The sequence below is a fragment of the Synechococcus sp. CS-1328 genome, assembly GCF_025128095.1.
GTDB lineage: Bacteria > Cyanobacteriota > Cyanobacteriia > PCC-6307 > Cyanobiaceae > CBW1002.
In genome coordinates this window covers 164,519-183,635 of the sequence record NZ_JAHLYT010000071.1, presented here as the reverse complement: position 1 = coordinate 183,635, position 19,117 = coordinate 164,519, and the positions used below count along the sequence as shown (strand labels likewise).

Annotated in this window: 13 protein-coding genes; 5 read left to right on the top strand and 8 right to left on the bottom strand. The window is 65.9% G+C overall.

Annotation, left to right across the window (positions count from 1 at the left end):
* Positions 1–55 precede the first annotated feature (55 nt).
* From KQ310_RS14280 to KQ310_RS14265, 4 genes are all read right to left on the bottom strand, one after another.
* Complete coding sequence (locus KQ310_RS14280) at positions 56–460, bottom strand: DUF309 domain-containing protein (RefSeq protein WP_259722389.1); 405 nt, start codon at positions 458–460, stop codon at positions 56–58.
* 7 nt (positions 461–467) lie between these two features.
* A complete protein-coding gene (gene typA / locus KQ310_RS14275; RefSeq protein WP_259722388.1) occupies positions 468–2,276 on the bottom strand; it encodes a translational GTPase TypA in 1,809 nt (602 codons plus the stop codon).
* 254 nt (positions 2,277–2,530) lie between these two features.
* Positions 2,531–5,149 carry a U32 family peptidase gene (locus KQ310_RS14270; protein ID WP_259722387.1) on the bottom strand — a complete coding sequence of 873 codons (2,619 nt, stop codon included), beginning with the start codon at positions 5,147–5,149 and terminating at the stop codon, positions 2,531–2,533.
* Positions 5,146–5,865 (bottom strand): D-alanyl-D-alanine carboxypeptidase family protein, encoded by a 720-nt coding sequence (locus tag KQ310_RS14265; RefSeq protein WP_259722386.1) that lies wholly within the window; start codon positions 5,863–5,865, stop codon positions 5,146–5,148. The genes KQ310_RS14270 and KQ310_RS14265 overlap by 4 nt, the downstream gene beginning before the upstream one ends.
* 115 nt (positions 5,866–5,980) lie before the next feature.
* Here KQ310_RS14265 and chlP point away from each other — a divergent pair, with 115 nt between their 5' ends.
* The 3 genes from chlP (at position 5,981) to KQ310_RS14250 (ending at position 9,722) form a co-directional block, all read left to right on the top strand.
* Positions 5,981–7,384, top strand: a complete 1,404-nt coding sequence (gene chlP / locus KQ310_RS14260) for a geranylgeranyl reductase (protein WP_259722385.1) — start codon at positions 5,981–5,983, stop codon at positions 7,382–7,384.
* A gap of 338 nt (positions 7,385–7,722) precedes the next feature.
* Positions 7,723–8,400, top strand: a complete 678-nt coding sequence (locus KQ310_RS14255) for a response regulator transcription factor (protein WP_259722384.1) — start codon at positions 7,723–7,725, stop codon at positions 8,398–8,400.
* Positions 8,400–9,722, top strand: coding sequence for a HAMP domain-containing sensor histidine kinase (locus KQ310_RS14250; protein ID WP_259722383.1), 1,323 nt, complete (start codon positions 8,400–8,402; stop codon positions 9,720–9,722). The genes KQ310_RS14255 and KQ310_RS14250 overlap by 1 nt, the downstream gene beginning before the upstream one ends.
* Positions 9,723–9,747: 25 nt before the next feature.
* Here KQ310_RS14250 and glyS read toward each other — a convergent pair whose 3' ends face one another.
* Complete coding sequence (glyS, locus tag KQ310_RS14245; RefSeq protein WP_259722382.1) at positions 9,748–11,925, bottom strand: glycine--tRNA ligase subunit beta; 2,178 nt, start codon at positions 11,923–11,925, stop codon at positions 9,748–9,750.
* 107 nt (positions 11,926–12,032) lie between these two features.
* On the opposite strand from glyS, the gene sir reads away from it, so the two are divergent.
* Both sir and KQ310_RS14235 read left to right on the top strand, forming a co-directional pair.
* A complete protein-coding gene (gene sir, locus KQ310_RS14240) occupies positions 12,033–13,850 on the top strand; it encodes a sulfite reductase, ferredoxin dependent (protein ID WP_259722381.1) in 1,818 nt (605 codons plus the stop codon).
* 86 nt (positions 13,851–13,936) lie between these two features.
* A complete protein-coding gene (locus tag KQ310_RS14235) occupies positions 13,937–14,290 on the top strand; it encodes a hypothetical protein (protein WP_259722380.1) in 354 nt (117 codons plus the stop codon).
* Positions 14,291–14,304: 14 nt separating this feature from the next.
* Here KQ310_RS14235 and KQ310_RS14230 read toward each other — a convergent pair whose 3' ends face one another.
* From KQ310_RS14230 to KQ310_RS14220, 3 genes are read right to left on the bottom strand one after another with little or no spacing between them, the layout of a single operon-like run.
* Positions 14,305–15,048: a M15 family metallopeptidase gene (locus KQ310_RS14230; RefSeq protein WP_259722379.1), complete on the bottom strand. Its 744-nt coding sequence runs from the start codon at positions 15,046–15,048 to the stop codon at positions 14,305–14,307.
* Positions 15,049–15,088: 40 nt separating this feature from the next.
* Positions 15,089–17,665, bottom strand: coding sequence for an ATP-dependent DNA helicase RecG (recG, locus tag KQ310_RS14225; RefSeq protein ID WP_399238475.1), 2,577 nt, complete (start codon positions 17,663–17,665; stop codon positions 15,089–15,091).
* Positions 17,581–19,104 (bottom strand): hypothetical protein, encoded by a 1,524-nt coding sequence (locus KQ310_RS14220; protein ID WP_259722378.1) that lies wholly within the window; start codon positions 19,102–19,104, stop codon positions 17,581–17,583. The genes recG and KQ310_RS14220 overlap by 85 nt, the downstream gene beginning before the upstream one ends.
* Positions 19,105–19,117: the final 13 nt, after the last annotated feature.

Genomic DNA, 19,117 nt, shown 5'->3' with positions numbered 1-19,117 from the left:
CAGCAGAGCACGACAATTTACAGAGGTCCCGGCGGGCCGTTCGTGGGTGGTGGATTCAGCCGCACGGATGCAAGCTGTCAACCGGCAGAGGTGGGGGTTCACCGCCCAGCTGAAGGGTCTGCAGCTGGGCGAGGGCAGGCTGGAGCAACCGTTCAAGATCCAGGTTCAACGCTGTGGGGCCGCAGGGCCCCAAGCGACCCACGCCCTCACCCAGCAGCACCGTGGCCCCTCTGAGATTGCCCCGACCCAGGTGGATCTGGGCCACGGCAATCTGCAGGATCCCCTGCAGCACGGGTCTGAGGGGGCCCTGGGTTTCATGCCAGAGCTCCTCGAAACCGTCGTGGCAGGCGTACCACTCGGCCGCATTGAACAAGCGCACGGCCTCGTCGAAGCGCGGATCGTCGATCAGCTCGGATTCGTGCGGATCGCGATCGATCGGCTCGGCAGCGGCACCGCTCACACCGGACTCAGCGCTTGGCAGGCTTCTTGGCGGGAAGCTTGCGCAGACGGATCGACTCCGGCGTCACTTCGAGCATCTCGTCTGGACCGATGTACTCGAGAGCACGCTCCAAGGTCATCTGGATCGGCGATTGCAGGGTATCCAGCACCTCGGCACCCGCGGAGCGGATGTTGGTGACCTGCTTGGCCTTGCAGACGTTGAGCTCGAGATCCTGGGTGCGACTGTTCTCACCCACGATCATGCCCTTGTACACCTTGGTGCCAGGGGTGATGAAAAACTGACCACGATCTTCGGCGCCCTTGAGCGCATAGAAGGTGGCCGTACCCTCCTCAAAGGCGATCAGCACACCGCTGCGGCGCGCATCCAGGTCGCCCTGCATCGGGCGATAGTCGAGGAAGGAATGGCTCATGATCCCCTCGCCACGGGTGGCACGGATGAACTCGCCACGGAAGCCGATCAGGCCCCGGGAAGGAACCACAAATTCCAGCTGGGTGCGGCCATCACTGGTGGTTTCCATGTTCTGCATCTCGCCCTTGCGGATGCCCAGCTTTTCGATGCAGGCGCCAACCGATTCTTCAGGTACATCCATCACGAGCGCTTCGAACGGCTCATGGGGCGTGCCATCGATGGTGCGGTAGATCACCTGGGGCTGGCTCACCTGGAACTCGTAACCCTCCCGTCGCATCGTTTCAATCAGGATGCCCAGGTGGAGTTCACCCCGGCCGCTCACGGCCCAGCGGTCGGGTGAATCGGTGTCTTCGACACGCAGAGCCACGTTGGTGAGCAGTTCTTTCTGGAGCCGATCGCGGATCTGGCGGCTGGTGACGAACTTGCCTTCCTTGCCGGCGAAGGGCGAGTCGTTGACCACGAAGGTCATCTGCAGGGTGGGCTCATCCACCTTGATCAGGGGCAGAGCCTCGGGGTGATCCGGGCAGGCGATGGTTTCGCCGATGTTCACTTCATCGAAACCAGCCACCGCCACCAGATCACCGGCGCTTGCCTTCTCGATCTCCACCCGTTGCAGACCCTGGAAGCCCAGCAACTTGCTGATCCGCCCGCGCTTGATGCTGCCGTCGTCGCGGATCAGGGCAGCGGTCTGGCCCGACTGGATGGTGCCGTTGTGGATCCGGCCGATCATGATCCGGCCGAGGAAATCGCTGTAATCCAGCGTGGTGACCTGCATCTGCAGGGGCTTGGTGGCGTCGCCCACCGGCGGTGGAACATGGCGCAGGATGGCATCGAAGAGCGGCTTCATGGTGTCGCTCTCAGTCGCCATGTCCGGCTTGGCGTAGCCCCCCATGCCACTGCCGAACAGATAGGGGAAGTCGCACTGGTCGTCGTCGGCACCCAGCTCGAGGAAGAGATCGAGAACCTTGTCGACCGCCTGCTCGGGATCGACCCTGACCCGGTCGATCTTGTTGACGAACACGATCGGCCGCAGACCCTTTTCCAAGGCCTTCTTGAGCACGAAGCGCGTCTGGGGCATGGGGCCCTCGTTCGCGTCCACGATCAGCAGACAGCCATCCACCATGCCGAGCACCCGCTCCACCTCACCGCCGAAATCGGCGTGTCCGGGGGTGTCGACGATGTTGATGCGGATGCCATTGTAATCCACCGCCGTGTTCTTGGAGAGGATCGTGATGCCACGCTCCCGCTCCAGGTCGTTGGAGTCCATCACGCAGGTGGGCACCGCCTCCCCTTCGCGGAAGATGCCCGACTGGGTCAGCAGGGCATCGACCAGGGTGGTCTTGCCGTGGTCAACGTGGGCAATGATCGCAATATTGCGAATCGGGACGCCTTTGATGTCGCCGCTCATGGGCAGATCTTCGTGATGGAGGGGTCTATGGGTTCGGTCCTATGGGTTCGGTCTTCCGAGTCGTTCAGAAATTCCAGGATGTCCGCGTTGCCGGAATGTCCGGCCACACCACACATCGCAAGCGCGCAGACCCCCTGATCAGGGGGTCACACCCCTGAATCCTGAAATGCGGGCGCCTGGGCACTGAAGCATCCGTAGCTCAAGCGATGACCAATGGAGCGAACGTTCATCCTATCTCAGTCTCTGGACGGGTCTCAGTCTCGGGACTGGCGTGAGACCCGATCCCGCAGGGTGCCGCGCGTCACGCCAAGGCGACTGTCGAGATTCTCGTTGCGCCACAGATCACGGCCGCTGAGGCGACCGTCAAGGGCCTGGTGGTAAAGGTCGACGCGTCGCCGTGTCGCCTCGGCGTTCTCCTCCAGCAACTCCAGGCGCAGGTGGCGCACCCCTGCATCCAGCAACGGGGGCAGGGCCTCGGCAGCGGTCTGAGCCTTGCCGTTGAAGAGCGTGTTGCGACAACCCAGATCGGCCCGCAGAGGATGCTCCACGCCGCTGCGATCGCGCAGGCGCACCTCGTGCTGCTCGCAGGGACGGCCGCAATCGGTGTGATCGTGACCGTCGGAGAGAAAGGCACAGAAGAGGCAATGCTCCATGTGGAACAGGGGCATGTGCTGATGCACCGTCACCTCGATCCGACCGGCTGGGCAGCCGCGGATCAGGTCCTGCAGCTGGCTCAGGGCAAGGTCGTAGCTGGCGGTGACCCGCTGCAGGCCCCAGTGCTCGAGATACCACTGCGCCGCCAGGGGGTTGGCCACGTTCAGGCTGAAATCACCGATGCAGGGGGCCAGGGGCGTCAGCCGCTCCAGCTGATCGGCGTTGCGCACCAGGAAACCATCGGGCTGGGCTCGCCATAGGGGCTCCAGGCTCCAGGCTTCGTCGGGGCGGGTGATGCGGGCGCCAGCCAGCCAGATGCCGCCTGGCCAGCAGGCCCTGCCGATCGCCACGGCCTCGCGCAGGTCGGCCGGTTGCTCCAGATCAGCGATCACCTGGGCCACGGGCAATCCCTGCAGGGCCTGCAACTGCTCGAGGCTGCGCACCAACACCACCAGCTCCGGCTCGGAGCTGGAGCTCGGCTGCAGCTCGGCGGCACTCCAGGCCTGAACGGCCTGGGCTGGCGTGCACAGCTGAGCAGAGGGGCTGGCCTCCAGCGACTGCGGTTCCCGGTTGGAGCCAAATCCATCGGCCAGCAGTGGGATCAGCACCTCGACCAGCTGCCGGCGCAGGCGATTGAGTTCGGTGACCGGCAGGAACAGCCCGGCTGGCAGGTCCACCTCCAGCGAGCCAAGCCGCCATCCCGTTCCGCCCAGCCGGCCCAGCTGTTGCTCCAGCCGCTGGCGATCCAGGCCCGGCCCCCTGGCGCTCTGCAGGGGCACATCAGTGAACCACTGAAGCGGGGGCTCAGGCAGGGGCCCAGTGCCATCAACAGCCAGCAGGTCCAGCTGCAAGGGCTGATCGAGGGCACCGCCCACACGCAGGTGCAGAGCACGGGCAAGCTCCGGGGTGTCCGCCGTCGCCAGGCGCCGCCAGCGCTTCTCCAGGGCGGGATCGCTGCTCAACCAGCAGGGGGAGCCAGGTTGCAGCTTCTCGGCGCTGATCCGCCCCGGGCCGAGCCGCAGGGCCAGCCGGCCTTCACCGCGCGGCTCCACTGCCATCACCCGCCCGCCGATCTCCTCCGGTGGCACCAGGGGGGCGGAGCTCGCCAGCTCGAACACCACCCCATCTCCAGGCTTGAGCGGCGTGCTGGTGTCCAACAGCCACCAGCCGCTACGCGCTTCCTGGCCGCGGTAGCGGCCGATCTGGGGGCCCCGCTTCTTGCTCCAGCGGCCATGCACCAGTGTGCGGTGGTTGACACCGTCCAGCCAGCCGCTGGAGAGCCCCCGCGAAAAGCTCAGTTCCAGGTCCTGGCGTCTGGAAGGCTCGTGGGGCTGATCGGCAGAGAGCTCCGAACCGGACATCACCCCTGCCAGGCCATCGAGGCTCTGGCGGTAGGCCGACGTCACCGCCGCCACATAGGTGGGGTCCTTGAGACGCCCCTCGATCTTGAGGCTGGCCACACCGGTGTCCACCAACTGCGGCAACAGCTCCCAGGCGGCCAGATCCTGCGGCGAGAGCAGATACCGCTGATCTGCCAGATCCCGTTCCACCCCATCCACGATCAACTGATAGGGCAGGCGGCAGGCCTGGGCGCATTCCCCGCGGTTGGCACTGCGCTGGCCCAGGGCCTCGCTGGTCAGGCACTGGCCCGAATAGGCGACGCAGAGGGCTCCGTGCACGAACACCTCCAGGGGCATCGCCATGCCGCGCTGGCGCTGTTGCCGATCGATCCGGCTGAGATCCCGCAGGCTGAGCTCGCGGGCCAGCACCACCCGATCACACCCCAGCGCCTCGGCCTGGGCCACTCCCGCAGCGCTGGTGATCGACATCTGGGTGGAGCCATGCAGGCTCAAGTTCGGCACGACCTGGCGCGCCAGCCGGCACAGACCCACGTCCTGCACGATCACCGCATCCACACGCGCGGCCTCCGCCTCCAGCAGCAGGGCGGCCGCCTGCTCGAGCTCATCGGGGAAGATCAGCACGTTAAGGGTCAGAAACCCCCGGATTCCGCGCCGGTGCAGCCAGTCCATCAGCTCCGGCAGATCCTGGCGGCTGAAGTTTTCGGCCCGCAGGCGGGCGTTGAAGGCCTCCACACCGAAATACACCGCGTCGGCACCATTGGCGGCGGCAGCCTTGAGCGATGCCCAGCAGCCCGCCGGCGCCAGCAGTTCCGGCATCGCCAGCGGGGCCCGGATGGCCGAGGCAGGGTTGGTGGTCATGGCGCCAGCCTCTGGGCGGGTTCAAACAGCTTCAGGGCGTCCGCTGATCCTTCGAAGCGCCAGTGCCAGGGCTCGTAGCTCACACCCTGGGGATTGTCCTGCGGGAACGAGAGCTGAAAGTGAAAGCGGGCGGCATTGGCCTGCAACCAGCGGAAGGCGTCGGTGCGATCGAAGGCCACGGACAGATTGGCGGCGGGGTCGCGGCCATCACCCAGATCCACCGCATAGCCGGTGCTGTGCTCGGAAAATCCTGGCGGCGCACTGACGCGAGCCCGTTCCTGGGCGCTCTGGTTGCGTTCGGCCTTGACATCAAAAAAGATCGATTTCTGCAGCGCAATCGAGCGAAAGGCGCTCAGCACAACCAGATCCACCCCATCGGCGGAGGCTGCCCGTTGCATGGCACCCACGGCAGCGGCAGCCTCCGGCTTCAACTCCAGCCCTGGCGACAGCTCCACCAGCTGGTCGCGGGAGACCTCGGGGTAGGGGTGATGGCCGAGCAGGCGCCCGTCCGCACTGAGCCGGGCATTGAGACCCTCCACCGGCAGGGGCTCCAACCAGCGGCGCCATGGTCCTGGCACCAGCAGCAGCACGGCGGTGGCGCCGATCAGGCCCAGGACCAGTCCTACAAAGGCGGTGCGCTTGGAGGGCCGGCGGGCCAGAGTCGCAGGCGATCGCCGGGCCAGGGGAATGTCTTCACCGATCACGGGTGCCGGCACCCCTCCATCGACAGCGTTTCAACAATCGTACGGACAGCTCCCTGCAACCCCCCGAACGGCTCGGCAACGGTGTTAGCTTCCAGCCGAGGATCCTTCTGGCGGAGCAGGTTTCAAGATGTTGCGCGTTGCGGTAGTGGGCGGTGGCCCAAGTGGGTCCTGTGCTGCGGAAGTGCTCGCCAAGGCGGGAATCGAGACCTGGCTGTTCGAGCGAAAACTCGACAATGCCAAACCCTGCGGCGGAGCGATTCCGCTCTGCATGGTCGAGGAGTTTGATCTGCCCGAGTCGATCATCGACCGCAAGGTGCGCAACATGCGGATGATCTCCCCCTCGAATCGCGAGGTGGACATTCATCTGGACAATCAGAATGAATACATCGGCATGTGCCGGCGCGAGGTGATGGATGCCTTCCTGCGCAACCGTGCTGCTGATCTCGGCGCTCACCTGATTAATGGGCTGGTCACGAAGATCGACACCGGTGTGGCCCGCCAGGGTCCCTACACCCTCACCTATTCCGACTACGCCTCCGGCGAGGCGACCGGTGAGGCCAAGACCCTGGAAGTGGATCTGATCATCGGCTCCGATGGCGCCAACAGCAGGGTGGCCAAGGCGATGGATGCCGGGGACTACAACGTGGCCATCGCCTTCCAGGAGCGGATCAAGTTACCGCCCGAGGAGATGGCCTATTACGAAGATCTGGCAGAGATGTATGTGGGCACCGATGTGTCCCCCGATTTCTACGCCTGGGTCTTCCCCAAATACGACCATGTGGCGGTCGGTACCGGCACTATGCAGGAGAACCAGTCCCTGATCAAGGGGCTGCAGGTCGGCATTCGCGAGCGGGCCAAGATGCGCCTGCTCAACGGTGAAGTGATCAAGGTAGAAGCCCACCCGATCCCTGAGCATCCCCGTCCTCGCCGTGTCGTGGGACGCATGGCCCTGGTGGGCGATGCTGCCGGCTATGTGACAAAGAGCTCGGGCGAAGGCATCTACTTCGCTGCCAAGAGTGGACGCATGTGCGCAGAGGAGATCGTGGCTGCCAGTGCCGGTGGAACCCGAATTCCCGGCGAAGCTGATCTGAAGAAATATCTGAAGAAGTGGGACCGAAAGTACGGCACCACGTACAAAGTTCTCGAGATCCTGCAGAACATCTTCTATCGCAACGATGCGGCCCGCGAGGCCTTCGTCGAGATGTGCGACGACAAAGACGTGCAGAGACTCACCTTCGACAGCTATCTCTATAAGCGCGTCGTGGCGATGAATCCCTGGCAGCAGCTCAAGCTCACCCTGCTCACCCTGGGTGCTGTGCTGCGCGGCAATGCCCTCGCGCCTGGAGCCTATAAGCCGGTCCCCAGTGCCGTGCGATCTGAGGAGGAGGCCCAGGCGCTTCTGGCCGTGAGCGCGATCAAGGGAGGCATCAAGGTGGCGAATCAGAAGAAGCCGTTGGCGCGTCCTGACACCAGCAGCAGCACCGTCGAAGGCAAAAGCGAAGAACGGGAACCGGCTCTGGCCGGCAAGTGATGCCTGACGGCAGACCGGGCCACTGAACCAGCCATGGCCCGGTTGGCTTGCCGAATTCTTGCCGAAGCTGATCAAGGCTGAGGAGGTCCTTCCCCAATCAGGCCGGAATGATCAGAACCTTCAACTCGGTTGGTACCTGGCTCGGCGAAGCCGTAGCCCACGCTTTGTCCCCTCTGCGCCCGGATTCACTGTTGCAACCCCCCAATATTGGAGTTCAGCCCTATCGCTCCCACCCTCGCAAGGGCTGGTGAACCAGCAGCAACACGGCTCCGGCATCCCGGGGCCATTTTTTTGGGTTTGACTGGCTACGGAGGAGGCGGTCCTGCAGACGATGGCCCATGCGCATTCTTCTGGCTGAGGACGACAGCCGCCTGGCGGACCCGTTGGTGGCATTCCTGGAGCATGAACGCCATGCGGTGACCTGGGTGAGCGATGGACAGGCCGCCCTGGACACCCTGCTGGAGTGCGAGGTGGACCTGGCCCTGCTCGATTGGATGCTGCCCGGCCTGGATGGCCTCTCGATTGTGCGTCAGCTTCGGCGTCAGGGGCGGCACACGCTGGTGCTGATGATCACGGCCCGCGATGGGCTCGATGATCTGGTTCAGGGGTTGCAGGACGGTGCCGATGATTATCTTGTCAAGCCGTTTCGGATGGTGGAACTGGCCGCCCGGATCCGCTCGCTGGAACGACGCCGTGATCGTCCCTTCCGCGGCAGGATCTTTAACTGGAAAGAGCTGAACCTCGATAGCGAAGAAGGGCGAGTCCATTGGGATGGACAGCCGATTCAGCTCACGGCGCGGGAGCTGCGCCTGCTCGAGTGGTTCCTGCGCCATCCCGGTCGCCTGGTCAGCCGGGCCCAGCTCCTCGATCAGTTGTGGTCGATGGACGCGGACTCCGGTGAAGACACCGTGAAAACCCACCTCAACAATCTGCGCCGCAAGCTGCGTGCCACCTGTGGTGAGGATCCGATCGAAACCCTGCATGGCCTTGGCTATCGGATGCGAGAGGAACAGTGATGAGCCGATCGGTCTCCACCGCCAGGGTTCGATCTCGCACCCAGCCCCTGCGCCGGTATCAGCGTGATCTGTTTCTGCTCTATTTGAGCAGTCTCACGGGGATTCTGCTGGTGATGGCGATCGTGGTACGCGGAATCTCCCGCGACGGGGAATGGACGGGCATCCGCGAGGAACTCACTGTGGTGGCTTCGGAGCTGTCCCAGCTGCCGATGCCGGCATCAGCGACGGCTGCCTCGGCTCAGGCGATCGATCGGGGGTTCCGGCAAGCCCACCAGCAGGTGGAGTGGTTCCAGGCGCCTGGCGGTGGGCCGCTGCTGCGGCTGGGGGAGCCGATTCGGCTTGCTCCGCTTGCGCTGCCAGCCCCTGGAGCGACCCTGCTCTGGCAGGAGGGACACACCGCCCTGGCCCTGGTGCGCCCCCTCGGGGGTGAGCAGGGAAAGCCGGGGGTCCGCAGCAGGCCCACCTGGCTGAGGGTCAGCACCAGCCTGGAGCTGATGCAGCAGCGACTGGGGCACCTGGATCTGGCCCTGGCCGCCGCGGTGACCGTTGCCTTGCTCCTGTGCGCCGTCAGTGCGGTGGTGCTGACCCAGGCTGCCCTGCGTCCCCTGGAGCGGCATGTCGATCGGTTGCGCCAGTTCAGCTTCGATGCGTCCCACGAGCTGCGCGGGCCGCTGGCGGCCCTGGCGGCCAATATCGACATGGGGCTGCTGGAAGCACCGGCCGAAGCCTCCAACCAGCGGCGGCGGTTCGAGGCGATGGCCAGCGCCATCGATCAGATGATTCAGTTGGTGGATGACCTGTTGCTGGTGGCCCGGCACGACGGCGAAACCATTCAGCACCCCAGCAGCGTTGATCTCACACGGCCTCTGGACCAAAAGGTGGATCTGCAGCGGGATGGCTTCACACGCGATGGACTGCGGCTGGTCACGTCACTGCAGGAGGAGCTGTTCGTGAACGGCCAGCCGGTGCTGCTGCAGCGCCTGTTCCGCAACCTGCTCGACAATGCCCGCCGCTACACCCCGAGAGGAGGGGAGATTGGCCTGAGTGCCGAACGGCGTGGAGGCTGTGCAGTCGTGTCGGTGCAGGACACAGGCATCGGTCTGAGGCCTGAGCATATGGAGCGGGTGTTCGACCGGCTCTGGCGAGCCCGGCCTGATCGCAGTGGGGAGGGCAATGGCCTGGGGTTGGCGATCGCCTCCGGCATCTGCGCAGCCCATGGCGGTCGGATTGAGGTCAGCAGCGAACCCGGGGTTGGCAGCTGCTTTCGGGTGTTCCTGCCCCTGCAGCCGTCAACGCTTGGTCCATCGGCCTCGCCTCCCTGAAGAGAACCAGGCGCGAATGCTGGCGTCAGCCGCTGATCCGGCTGAAATCGGCCAGCACGGCGGCCTGATTGCGCAACACCCCCAGCAGATTGAGGCGGTTGCGGCGCACGGCCGGGTCGTCCACCATCACCAGGACGCTGTCGTCGCCATCAAAGAAGGCGGCCAAAACCTCGGCGCTGCCCGCCAGGCCATCAGCCAGTGCCTGATAGCCGTCCTGTTTGCCGCTCAGGGAGCTGGCGACCGCCAGGGGTGCGAGCTGCTGCAGCACCGCCAGCATGGCGGCTTCGCTGCTGGTTTCGAACAGCTGCGCCTCCACAACTCCGACCGGATTCAACACCTCGGGGTCCAGATCTCCTTTCGTGGCGAGCCTGGCGGCTCGGGTCACCACCGCCTGCAGGGCCGAAAGGGTGCCGCAACCCCGAAGACTGCGCAGCAACTCGGCCCGTCGGCGGGCATCGGCCGGATCCCTGAGCACCCGCTCCAGAGCCACCGCATCCCCGGCGACCGCCTGCACCAGATCCGCATCGATGCCCTCCTCCTCCAGCAGGCTGATCAGACGCTGCCGCAGCAAGTCGCCCAGTTCGGCGGCCAGAGCCTGCGGATCCACCGCGAAGTGGGGCAGCAACTCAGCCCAATGGCCCGTGGCCCGATCAAGCAGGGCGTTCAGATCGAGAATCCAGTTGCGCTCCCAGAGGATCTGAAGAAGGCCGTTGCCGGCGCGGCGCAGGGCGTAGGGGTCGGAGGAGCCGCTGGGGCGTTCTCCCTTGGCATAGATGCTCAGCAGCAGTTCCAGCCGTTCAGCCAGGGCGACCAGGGCTCCGGCATCGGAGCCGGGTAGATCGTCGCCGGCTCCCCTGGGCAGGTAGTGCTCCAACACCGCCAGGGCCACCGGCCGAGGCTCACCCTCGGCCAGCAGATATTTCCCGCCGATCACCCCCTGCAGCTCGGGGAACTCGCCCACCATCTGGCTGACCAGATCGTGCTTGCAGAGATGGGCGGCACGGCGGGCGTGATCCGCGGTGACGGCAGGGAGATCGAGCTGCTCGAGCAGCTCATCGGTGCACCACTCCAGCCGCTCGCAGCGATCCCGCAGGCTGCCCAGCCCCTTGGCGAAGGCCACCCGGTGCAGCTGATCGCGCCGATCGATGCTGGCCACGGCCCGGTCGGCCGCGAGGAAGAAGGCGGCGTCAGCGAGGCGGGCTTTGAGAACACGCTCGTTACCCCGGCGCACGGTGTCTGTGGCTTCGGGCAGGCCGTTACCGATGCAGAGGAACCGAGGCAGCAGGCTGGAGCGGGCCTCCAGGGCCAGGGGATCGCGCTCCGCCTTGAGCTGATAGAGCGGCACGTAGCGCTGATGGGCCCGCATCACGGTGCTGAGCACCTCGGGCGGCAGGTCAAGGGAGTGATCACTGATGGCCCCTTCGATCAGCAGCGGTGCCTCCACCAGGTCGGTGAGCTCCTCAAACAACTCCTCAGGCAGATCGGCCTGGGCCGACAAGGCGGTGGCGGCCGCTTCGATCATCCGGCGAATCTGATCGGCACGGATCTGGCGATCGACCACCACACCAGCTGCCGCGAGAGCTGCCTCATAGGACTCTGCTGACGCGATGGCCACATCGGCGCCGGAGAGGCGATGGCCGCGGCTGCGGCTTCCCGCCATCACCTGGGGATCACTGCCCGACAGGGTCACCGGCAGAACGTTCTCGCCCAGCAAGGCCACCAGCCAACGGATCGGCCGGCTGAATCGTCCATCGCCCTCGCCCCAGCGCATGAAACGACGGCCCTGCAGTCCGTTGATCCAGGCCGGCACCAGGTCGGTGAGCAGATCGGCGGCGGCGCGGCCCGGTTCGAGGATCCGTGCGAAGACAAAGGGGCCCTTGGGGGTGTCCCGGACCTCGAGTTGCTCGGCCGCCACACCACAACGGCGGGCAAAGCCAAGGGCTGCCGCCGTGGGCGCACCATCCCGGAAGGCCTGGGCTCCAGGGGGGCCCTTGCGTTCCTCCTCCAGATCCTCTTGCCGCTCGGCGAGTCCATCGATCAGCACCGCCAGGCGCCGCGGTGTGCCGAGGCAGCGCACCCGCTCAAAGCTGAGGCGGCTGGCCAGCAGATCGGCGCTGACCAGCTGCTCCAGTTGGCACAGGGCGGATTGAGCGAAGTCGGCGGGCAGTTCCTCGGTACCGATCTCCAGCAGGAAGGTGGACACGCCTCGGCCACAGCAATCTGCGACTGTATTGAACGGTGTGGGGATGGACCCTCTTCTTGGCACACCATTCGCTAGTTTCATCAGCTCCCGTGCCTGCCGGATCCGCAATGCCCAAGACGACGGCCCCCGCCAGCGCGTCGGCGGTGTCGACCCCTGAGGCAGAGACGGGATCCGAGACCAGCCTGAACCCCGCTGCTGCCGCCAAATCCCCCTCCAAACTCGAGGGTCTCAAACGCGAGAGCGGCTTCCTCCGAGAACCTCTGGCCACGGAACTGGTCAATGGAGCCTCACATTTCAGTGAGAACGCGGTTCAGATCCTCAAATACCACGGCAGTTACCAGCAGGACAACCGCGACAACCGCGAGAAGGGCAAGGAGAAGGACTGGCAATTGATGCTGCGCCTGCGTAACCCGGGTGGTCGGATCCCCACCGATCTCTATCTCGCCCTGGATACCTTGGCCGACCGACTCGGCAATGAAACCCTGCGGATCACCACCCGCCAGGCCTTCCAGATGCATGGGATCCGCAAGGGGGACATCAAGGAGGTGATCGGCACGATCATCCGATCCATGGGCTCCACTCTTTCGGCCTGCGGTGACATCAACCGCAATGTGATGGCCCCTGCCGCTCCCTTCGAGAAGGGTGGCTATCCAGCGGCCCGAGAGCTGGCCGATCAGATCGCTGACCTGCTTGCCCCCCAGGCGGCGGAGGGCACCTACCTGGACCTCTGGGTGGATGGCGACCTCAGCTACCGCATCAAAGCGGCGGCTCCGGTCCGCAAGGCGCGGCAGCGGCAGGTGGACGGCCACATCTACAGCGGTACGCCCGAAGAGCCCCTGTACGGAACCACCTATCTGCCGCGCAAGTTCAAGGTGGCGGTCACCGTTCCCGGTGACAACTCCGTCGACCTGCTCACCCAGGACGTGGGCCTGGTGCTGTTCACCGATCCTTCCGGCCGTCCCCAGGGCTGCAACGTCTATGTGGGAGGCGGCATGGGCCGCACCCACAACAAGGAGGAGACCTTTGCCCGCATCGCCGATCCGCTCGGCTATGTGGCGGCGGATGGGATCTTCGATCTTCTGCAGGCGATCGTTGCCCTGCAGCGCGATCACGGCGACCGCCATCAGCGGCGCCACTCGCGCATGAAATATCTGATCCACGACCGCGGCATCGCCTGGTTCCGCGACGAGCTGCAGCAGCGTTACTTCTCCCATCCGATCAAAGGTCTGCGCCAGGAGCCCACCACCAAACTCACCGACTACCTCGGCTGGCATCGCCAGAGCAGCGGCCTCTGGTTCGTGGGCCTGCCGATCCTCTGTGGTCGCCTCGAGGGAGATCTCAAGGTGGGCCTCCGCAAGCTTGTCGATACCTTCAAGCTGGAGGTGCGCCTCACCCCCAACCAGGACCTGCTGCTCTGCAACATCGGCACCAGCCAGCGGGCCAGCCTGCGCTTGGCCCTGGCAGATCTCGGTTTCGAAACGCCGGAAACGCCACCGCTGCTGGCCCGCCACGCGATCGCCTGCCCGGCCCTGCCCACCTGTGGACTGGCGATCACTGAATCGGAGCGCATCCTGCCGGCGGTACTGGATCGGTTGGAGGCACTTCTGGGTCGGCTCGGCATCGATCGGCAGATTCTGGTGCGCATGACCGGCTGCCCGAACGGTTGCGCCCGGCCGTACATGGCGGAGATCGGGCTGGTGGGCAGCGGCGTCGATCAGTACCAGCTCTGGCTCGGCGGCTCGCCCAACCTCACCCGGCTGGCCCAGCCCTATCTGGAGCGCATGCCTCTTGAGAATCTTGAGGCCACCCTGGAGCCGCTACTCAGCGCCTGGGCCGAACGCGGCGGGCGGCGCAGCTTCGGCGACTTCGTGGCCAGAGAAGGTGATGCCGCCGTGCGCGACCTGCTGACCGCTGCCAGCCTCTGAGACAGCTCAGGTCAGCCCATATCCGTTGCTATCTCCTTTTGCCGCTCCGTGTCATGCAGCAGCACCGTTCCAGCCAGCGCCGTCAGATGCCCCGGGCCCGGCAGCTGTTGCTCCTGGTGGTTGTCTGTCTGTCGATCGGATCGGCAGCCCTGGCGGAACCGGCTAAACCGCCCCGTCCCCCCGGCAAGCCCACCATCTACCAGCCCGATCAGCAGACCTGCCAGGTGAGCACGATCACCGCGGCGTACCAGAGGCATCTGGCGCCCTTCGCCGACCAGCCTGAGGCTGTGAAACAGAAGCTGCGCGGGATGCAGGCCGACATCACCAGCCGAACGATCGAGCGGTGCCTCTCCCAGGGCCTGCTCAGTGCCAGCGACGCCGCCCAGTTGCGCCGCAAGCTCGGTCTGGGCAAAGCCCCAGCTCCAGCTCCAGCCCGTTAGGCCAGCACAGCCCATCAATCGGGACACCGCCCATAACGGGCCTGCGCCGCTCCCTGGCGCCAGGCCCAGAGCTGGTCGCCGTGGCTGAAGTGCCACCACTCATTGGGGTGTTGCCGGAAACCGGCCGCCTCCATCGCCTGGCGTAGCCCTTGGCGTCGCCGCTGCCAGGTGGCCGCCTCACTCGTGGGGTCTCGCTCTGCGGCGGCCCGGTAGTGATCGGGTTCTGACACAACATCAAGCGCATCGATGGCGCCCCCCATGGCCAGGGGAACTCCGGCCGAGTCCGCCAGGGTGAGATCCACCGCAGCTCCGGTGCTGTGGGGCGGTGGCGTGGCCGGATCGTCGCTGGGCGGGGCCCAGAAGCGGCCCACCTGCTCCACCACCTGCCGCTGGGCAGGGACAATGGCGTCGGCCTTTGCGTCTCCCTGCACCAGGGCCAGCGCAGGAGCTGGATCCAAGCCCAGTCGGCCACACTCCTCGATCACGGTGTGGCGCACCATGAAGCGCTGGACGGCCACCGGCCGCCAGGCATCAAAAATGGCAAGCCTCCAGCCCGGCTCGTGGCGCTGCAGCTGCTCCTGAGCCTGCAGCAGCCGCTCGATCACGCCGCGACGCAGGCGAAAGGGACCCTCCGCCGTGCCATAGGGGGCGCCGAGCACCTGGTACGGATGGGGTTCCAGCCGCAGCAGCGCCATCGGCAGGGCTTCGAGCGGCTCGCCAGCGTCATCGATCGGGATGGCACTCCAGGGACGCAGCATCAGGGAATCAGGCAGCGGACTGGCGGAACTTGCCAGCCGCTCAATTCAAGCGGGCCGCTTCCAGCTGCCGCTGCCGCTGCTCCGCCAGCGCTTTGGCCAGGCCGCCATGGTGCTCCAGGTTGGGATCCGCTGCAATCACCGCCTGGGCCACATCCCGGGCCAGCTCCAGCACGGAGCCATCGTCCGTGAGGCTGGCCAGGGCCAGATCCGGCAGACCGGACTGCCGGGTCCCGAGCACCGCACCAGGCCCACGCAACTGCAGATCCATCTCGGCGATGGCAAAGCCATCGCTGCTGCCCACCAGCACCTCCAGCCGCTGCCGCGCCATGGCGTTGTTGCCGTCATGGATCAGCAGGCAATGGGAGGCGGCGCTGCCCCGACCGACACGGCCGCGCAGCTGGTGCAGCTGGGCCAGGCCGAAGCGCTCGGCATGCTCGATCACCATCACGCTCGCCTCCGGTACATCCACACCCACTTCCACCACCGTGGTGCTGACCAGCACCTGGCAGGACCCAGTGGCGAAAGCCGTGAGCACCCTCTGCTTGTCGTCGCTGCCGAGCCGGCCATGCAGCAGACCCACCTGCAGATCGGGGAAGACCTCCTCCTGGAGCTGCCGGTGCACGGCCACCGCCGAGAGCAGGTCGATTTTTTCCGATTCCTCCACCAGGGGCAGCACCACGTAGGCGCGCTGCCCCTGGGCCACCTGCTCGCGGATCAACGCATGCACCTCATGGCGCTGGCTGGCGCGCAGGCAGCGGGTGCGGATCGGTTGGCGACCGGGGGGAAGCTCGTCGATCTGGCTCACGTCCAGATCGCCATGCAGCGACAGCGCCAGGGTGCGGGGAATCGGCGTGGCCGTCATCGTCAGCAGGTGCGGCTGCAGGCCCTTGGCCAGGAGGCGGTTGCGCTGACGCACCCCGAACCGGTGCTGCTCGTCGACCACCACCAGACCCAGCCGCTGGAACTGCACCGGGTCTTCCAGGAGCGCATGCGTTCCCACCAGCACCTGCAGCTGGCCATTGATCAGGTCCTGGAGCAACTCCCGCCGCCGCGCCGCCGGAGTGGAGCCGGTGAGCAGGGCGCTGCTGACATGAAGCTGGGGCAGCCAGGCACCGATCTTGGCGAAATGCTGCTCGGCCAGCACTTCTGTGGGAGCCATCAGCACCCCCTGGCAACCGGCCTCGACGGCGATCAGCAGGGCCGCCAGGGCGACCACGGTCTTGCCGCTGCCCACATCCCCCTGCACCAGGCGGGCCATGGGCTGGGGGCGAGCCAGGTCGCTGCGGATGTCGCTCAAGACCCTTTGCTGGGCCCCGGTGAGGGGAAAGGGCAGCAAGTCCAGGAAGCGGTCCACCAACGTGGGAGTGGTGGTCGTGCCATCCGTGGCGCCATCGCCGCCGCCGGCCGGACATTGCAGCACCGGTGCGATCCGACTGCGGAACTCCAGCCGCCGCCGGCACAGCGCCAGTTGCAGCAGCAAGAACTCATCGAAGACCAGACGCCGCCGCGCCGCCTGCAGCTGGGCTGCATCGGTTGGACGGTGGATCGCCACCAGGGCGTCGGCCCGTTCGATCAGCGCGTGCTGCTGACGGATCGCCAGGGGCAATGGATCGGGCTGAGCCGCCGCCAGGCCGAGCACCCCCGCCACGATCTGACGCAACCGATCGGCGCCCAGCCCTTCGGTGAGGCCATAGACCGGCACCATGCGCCCGATCTGCTCGGATCGCACCAGGGCACGGGGGTCCTCCAGCACCTCGATCAGCGGATCCTGGAAACAGGGGCCGTAGGGGCTGTCCTTGACCAGCCCGCTCACAGCCACATCAGCTCCCGGCGGATAGAGGCGCTGCTGGCCCTTCAGCCAGCCCGGTGAGGAGAAGCGTCTTCCGGCAAAGAAACGGGAGACCCGCAGACGACCGGTGCAGTCCTGCAGATGCAGCTCCAGGATCGAGAGGTTGGGGTTGCGTGGACTGTTGAAGGCATGGCAGCGCCGCACGCTGGCCACAATCGTGGCGGTGCGGCCCGGTTCCAGAGCCGAGATGCGCACCAGATGGGCGTAGTCGAGGTAATCGCGCGGGTAGTAGTGCAGCAGGTCTCTGGCCAGCAGCAGTCCCAGGGCCGCCAGGCGAGCGGCGGTCTTCGGCCCGACGCCTGGCATCTCAGCCAGGGGGGTATCGAGCTTCAGCCCCCCGGAGCCACGGCGTGGGGCCTGGGAGGGATCGGAGGCGAGTCGCAGCCTGGGTGGAGCCACGGGGGTGCTTGGCTGCCGGCTCCGCTGCCAGTCGTGCAGCCACTGGCGGCAGCGGCGCACCAGGCCCTGGCGCCGAGCCACACTCAACTGGCCATAGGTAGCGAAGGCCTCGGCAAAACTCTGGGCCTGGCTCCGTTCCTCCGACTGGAGCGACAGAGGCACTGTCTGCCAACACTCCGCCGCAAAGGAACTGAAGCTCTGCTGGCGGCCCATCAGATCGCCACACCCCCGCTCCACCTCCAGGCGCAGGGCCTGTTGCAGATCCCGAAGCCAGCGCTCCGTGTTCAGCTCGCCGGTGGCTCCTGCGGGGAGATCTCCTGCGGGGATGGCTCCTGGGTTGGTTTCAGCCTGTTGTTGTCCTCCAGCCACAGAACCTCAGCTTCCAGCACCTGGATCCGCCGCTCCAGACGGCGAAACTGCTCGGCCATTCTGCGATCCTCCTGCAGCACCTGCTCCAGCCGCCGCCGGCAGGTTCGCAAGCTGGGCAGCTCCAGTTCGAGATCTGCCGAACGCAACAGCAGCGCGATCGATTCGAGACTGCCCTGACCGCTTGGATCGGGGAACGACAGAGCCAGTCGTACCAGGTTGGGCCCCGCCGGCAGGGTATCCACCTGGCCCTGCAGCACCGCATCGAGCAGGTTCACAGGCAGCAGGCTGCGAATCAGCCCCAGGCGCAGCAACTCCACATTGATCGCATGGGAGAGATTGCGCAGTCGGCGCGTCAGCGCCGTCTCCATGCCCTCGAACCAGAGCGTCAGCGCCACAGGATCCGTGGGCAACGATCCCTGAGTCCAGAGAGACTCTGGTGCGGAGGAGGCCTGCGCAAGCTGATCTGACTCAGGCTGATCTGACTCAAACTGATCTGACTCAGAATGATCATTCTCAGGCTGATCCGAGCGCAGCTGATCCGACTGAGACTCATCTGGATCATCGGCACGGTCTGATCGAGCCCGGCCACTCAAGCCGGCGGGACCATCGCGCAGGGAGGCCTCCAGCAACTGCCCAAAAGCTTTCATCAAGGCCGAATGGGAGGCCTCGGACTCTGGATCCATGGACCCGGTGGACTCCGCTTCAGTGCTCTCCAGGTCATCCCCGTCGAGGCCGTCCACGAGGCCGTCAAGGTCAAACACATGGCTGTCCAGATCATCGGTGTCCAGATCATCACGATCCAGAGCATCAAGATCCATCAGACTGTCTGGATGAAGAAGACTGTCTGGATCAACAAGACTGTCTGGATCAACAGGCCCCTCAGCGTCACTAGGCTGATCGAAGAGATCCGTTCCATGGGCCGCTGCGTCCGCTGCTGGCACCCGTGAGGGGAGCCCGGCGGTGAACAGCTCCTGGCCGGCCAACAGATCGGTGGACAGGGGCAAATCGAGCCCTAGTCGGATCGACCCCTGAGGCAGTGGTTCAACCTGATCTCGCTCAGGCCGCTGCACGGTCTGCTCGGCAGAGTCGCGCAGCGACTGCAGAAAACGGCGCTGCTGGCGCTGGCTGCGCGCCATCTTCTGCTGGGCCTGCTGGTGAGCCAGAACCGCCAGCTGCTCCACCGTGAGCAGGGTGCTGCACCGTTCCACCAGCGCCTCAAGACGGCGATGCAGTTCCAGACGCTGGGGCGGCCGCAGGGCGGCATAGCGCTGGGGATACACCTGCGTGGCCAGATGAAAACAGGCCTGCTGAATCCGGTTCAGCAGGCCTTCGCGCAGCACCTGCAGATACAGGGCCAGGGCTCTGTATCGCTTGGCATTGTCGCCTTTCACCTGGTCGATCAGGGCCAGACGGGCTCGTCTGGCTTCGAGCAGGGACATCGGTGAGTCGGGA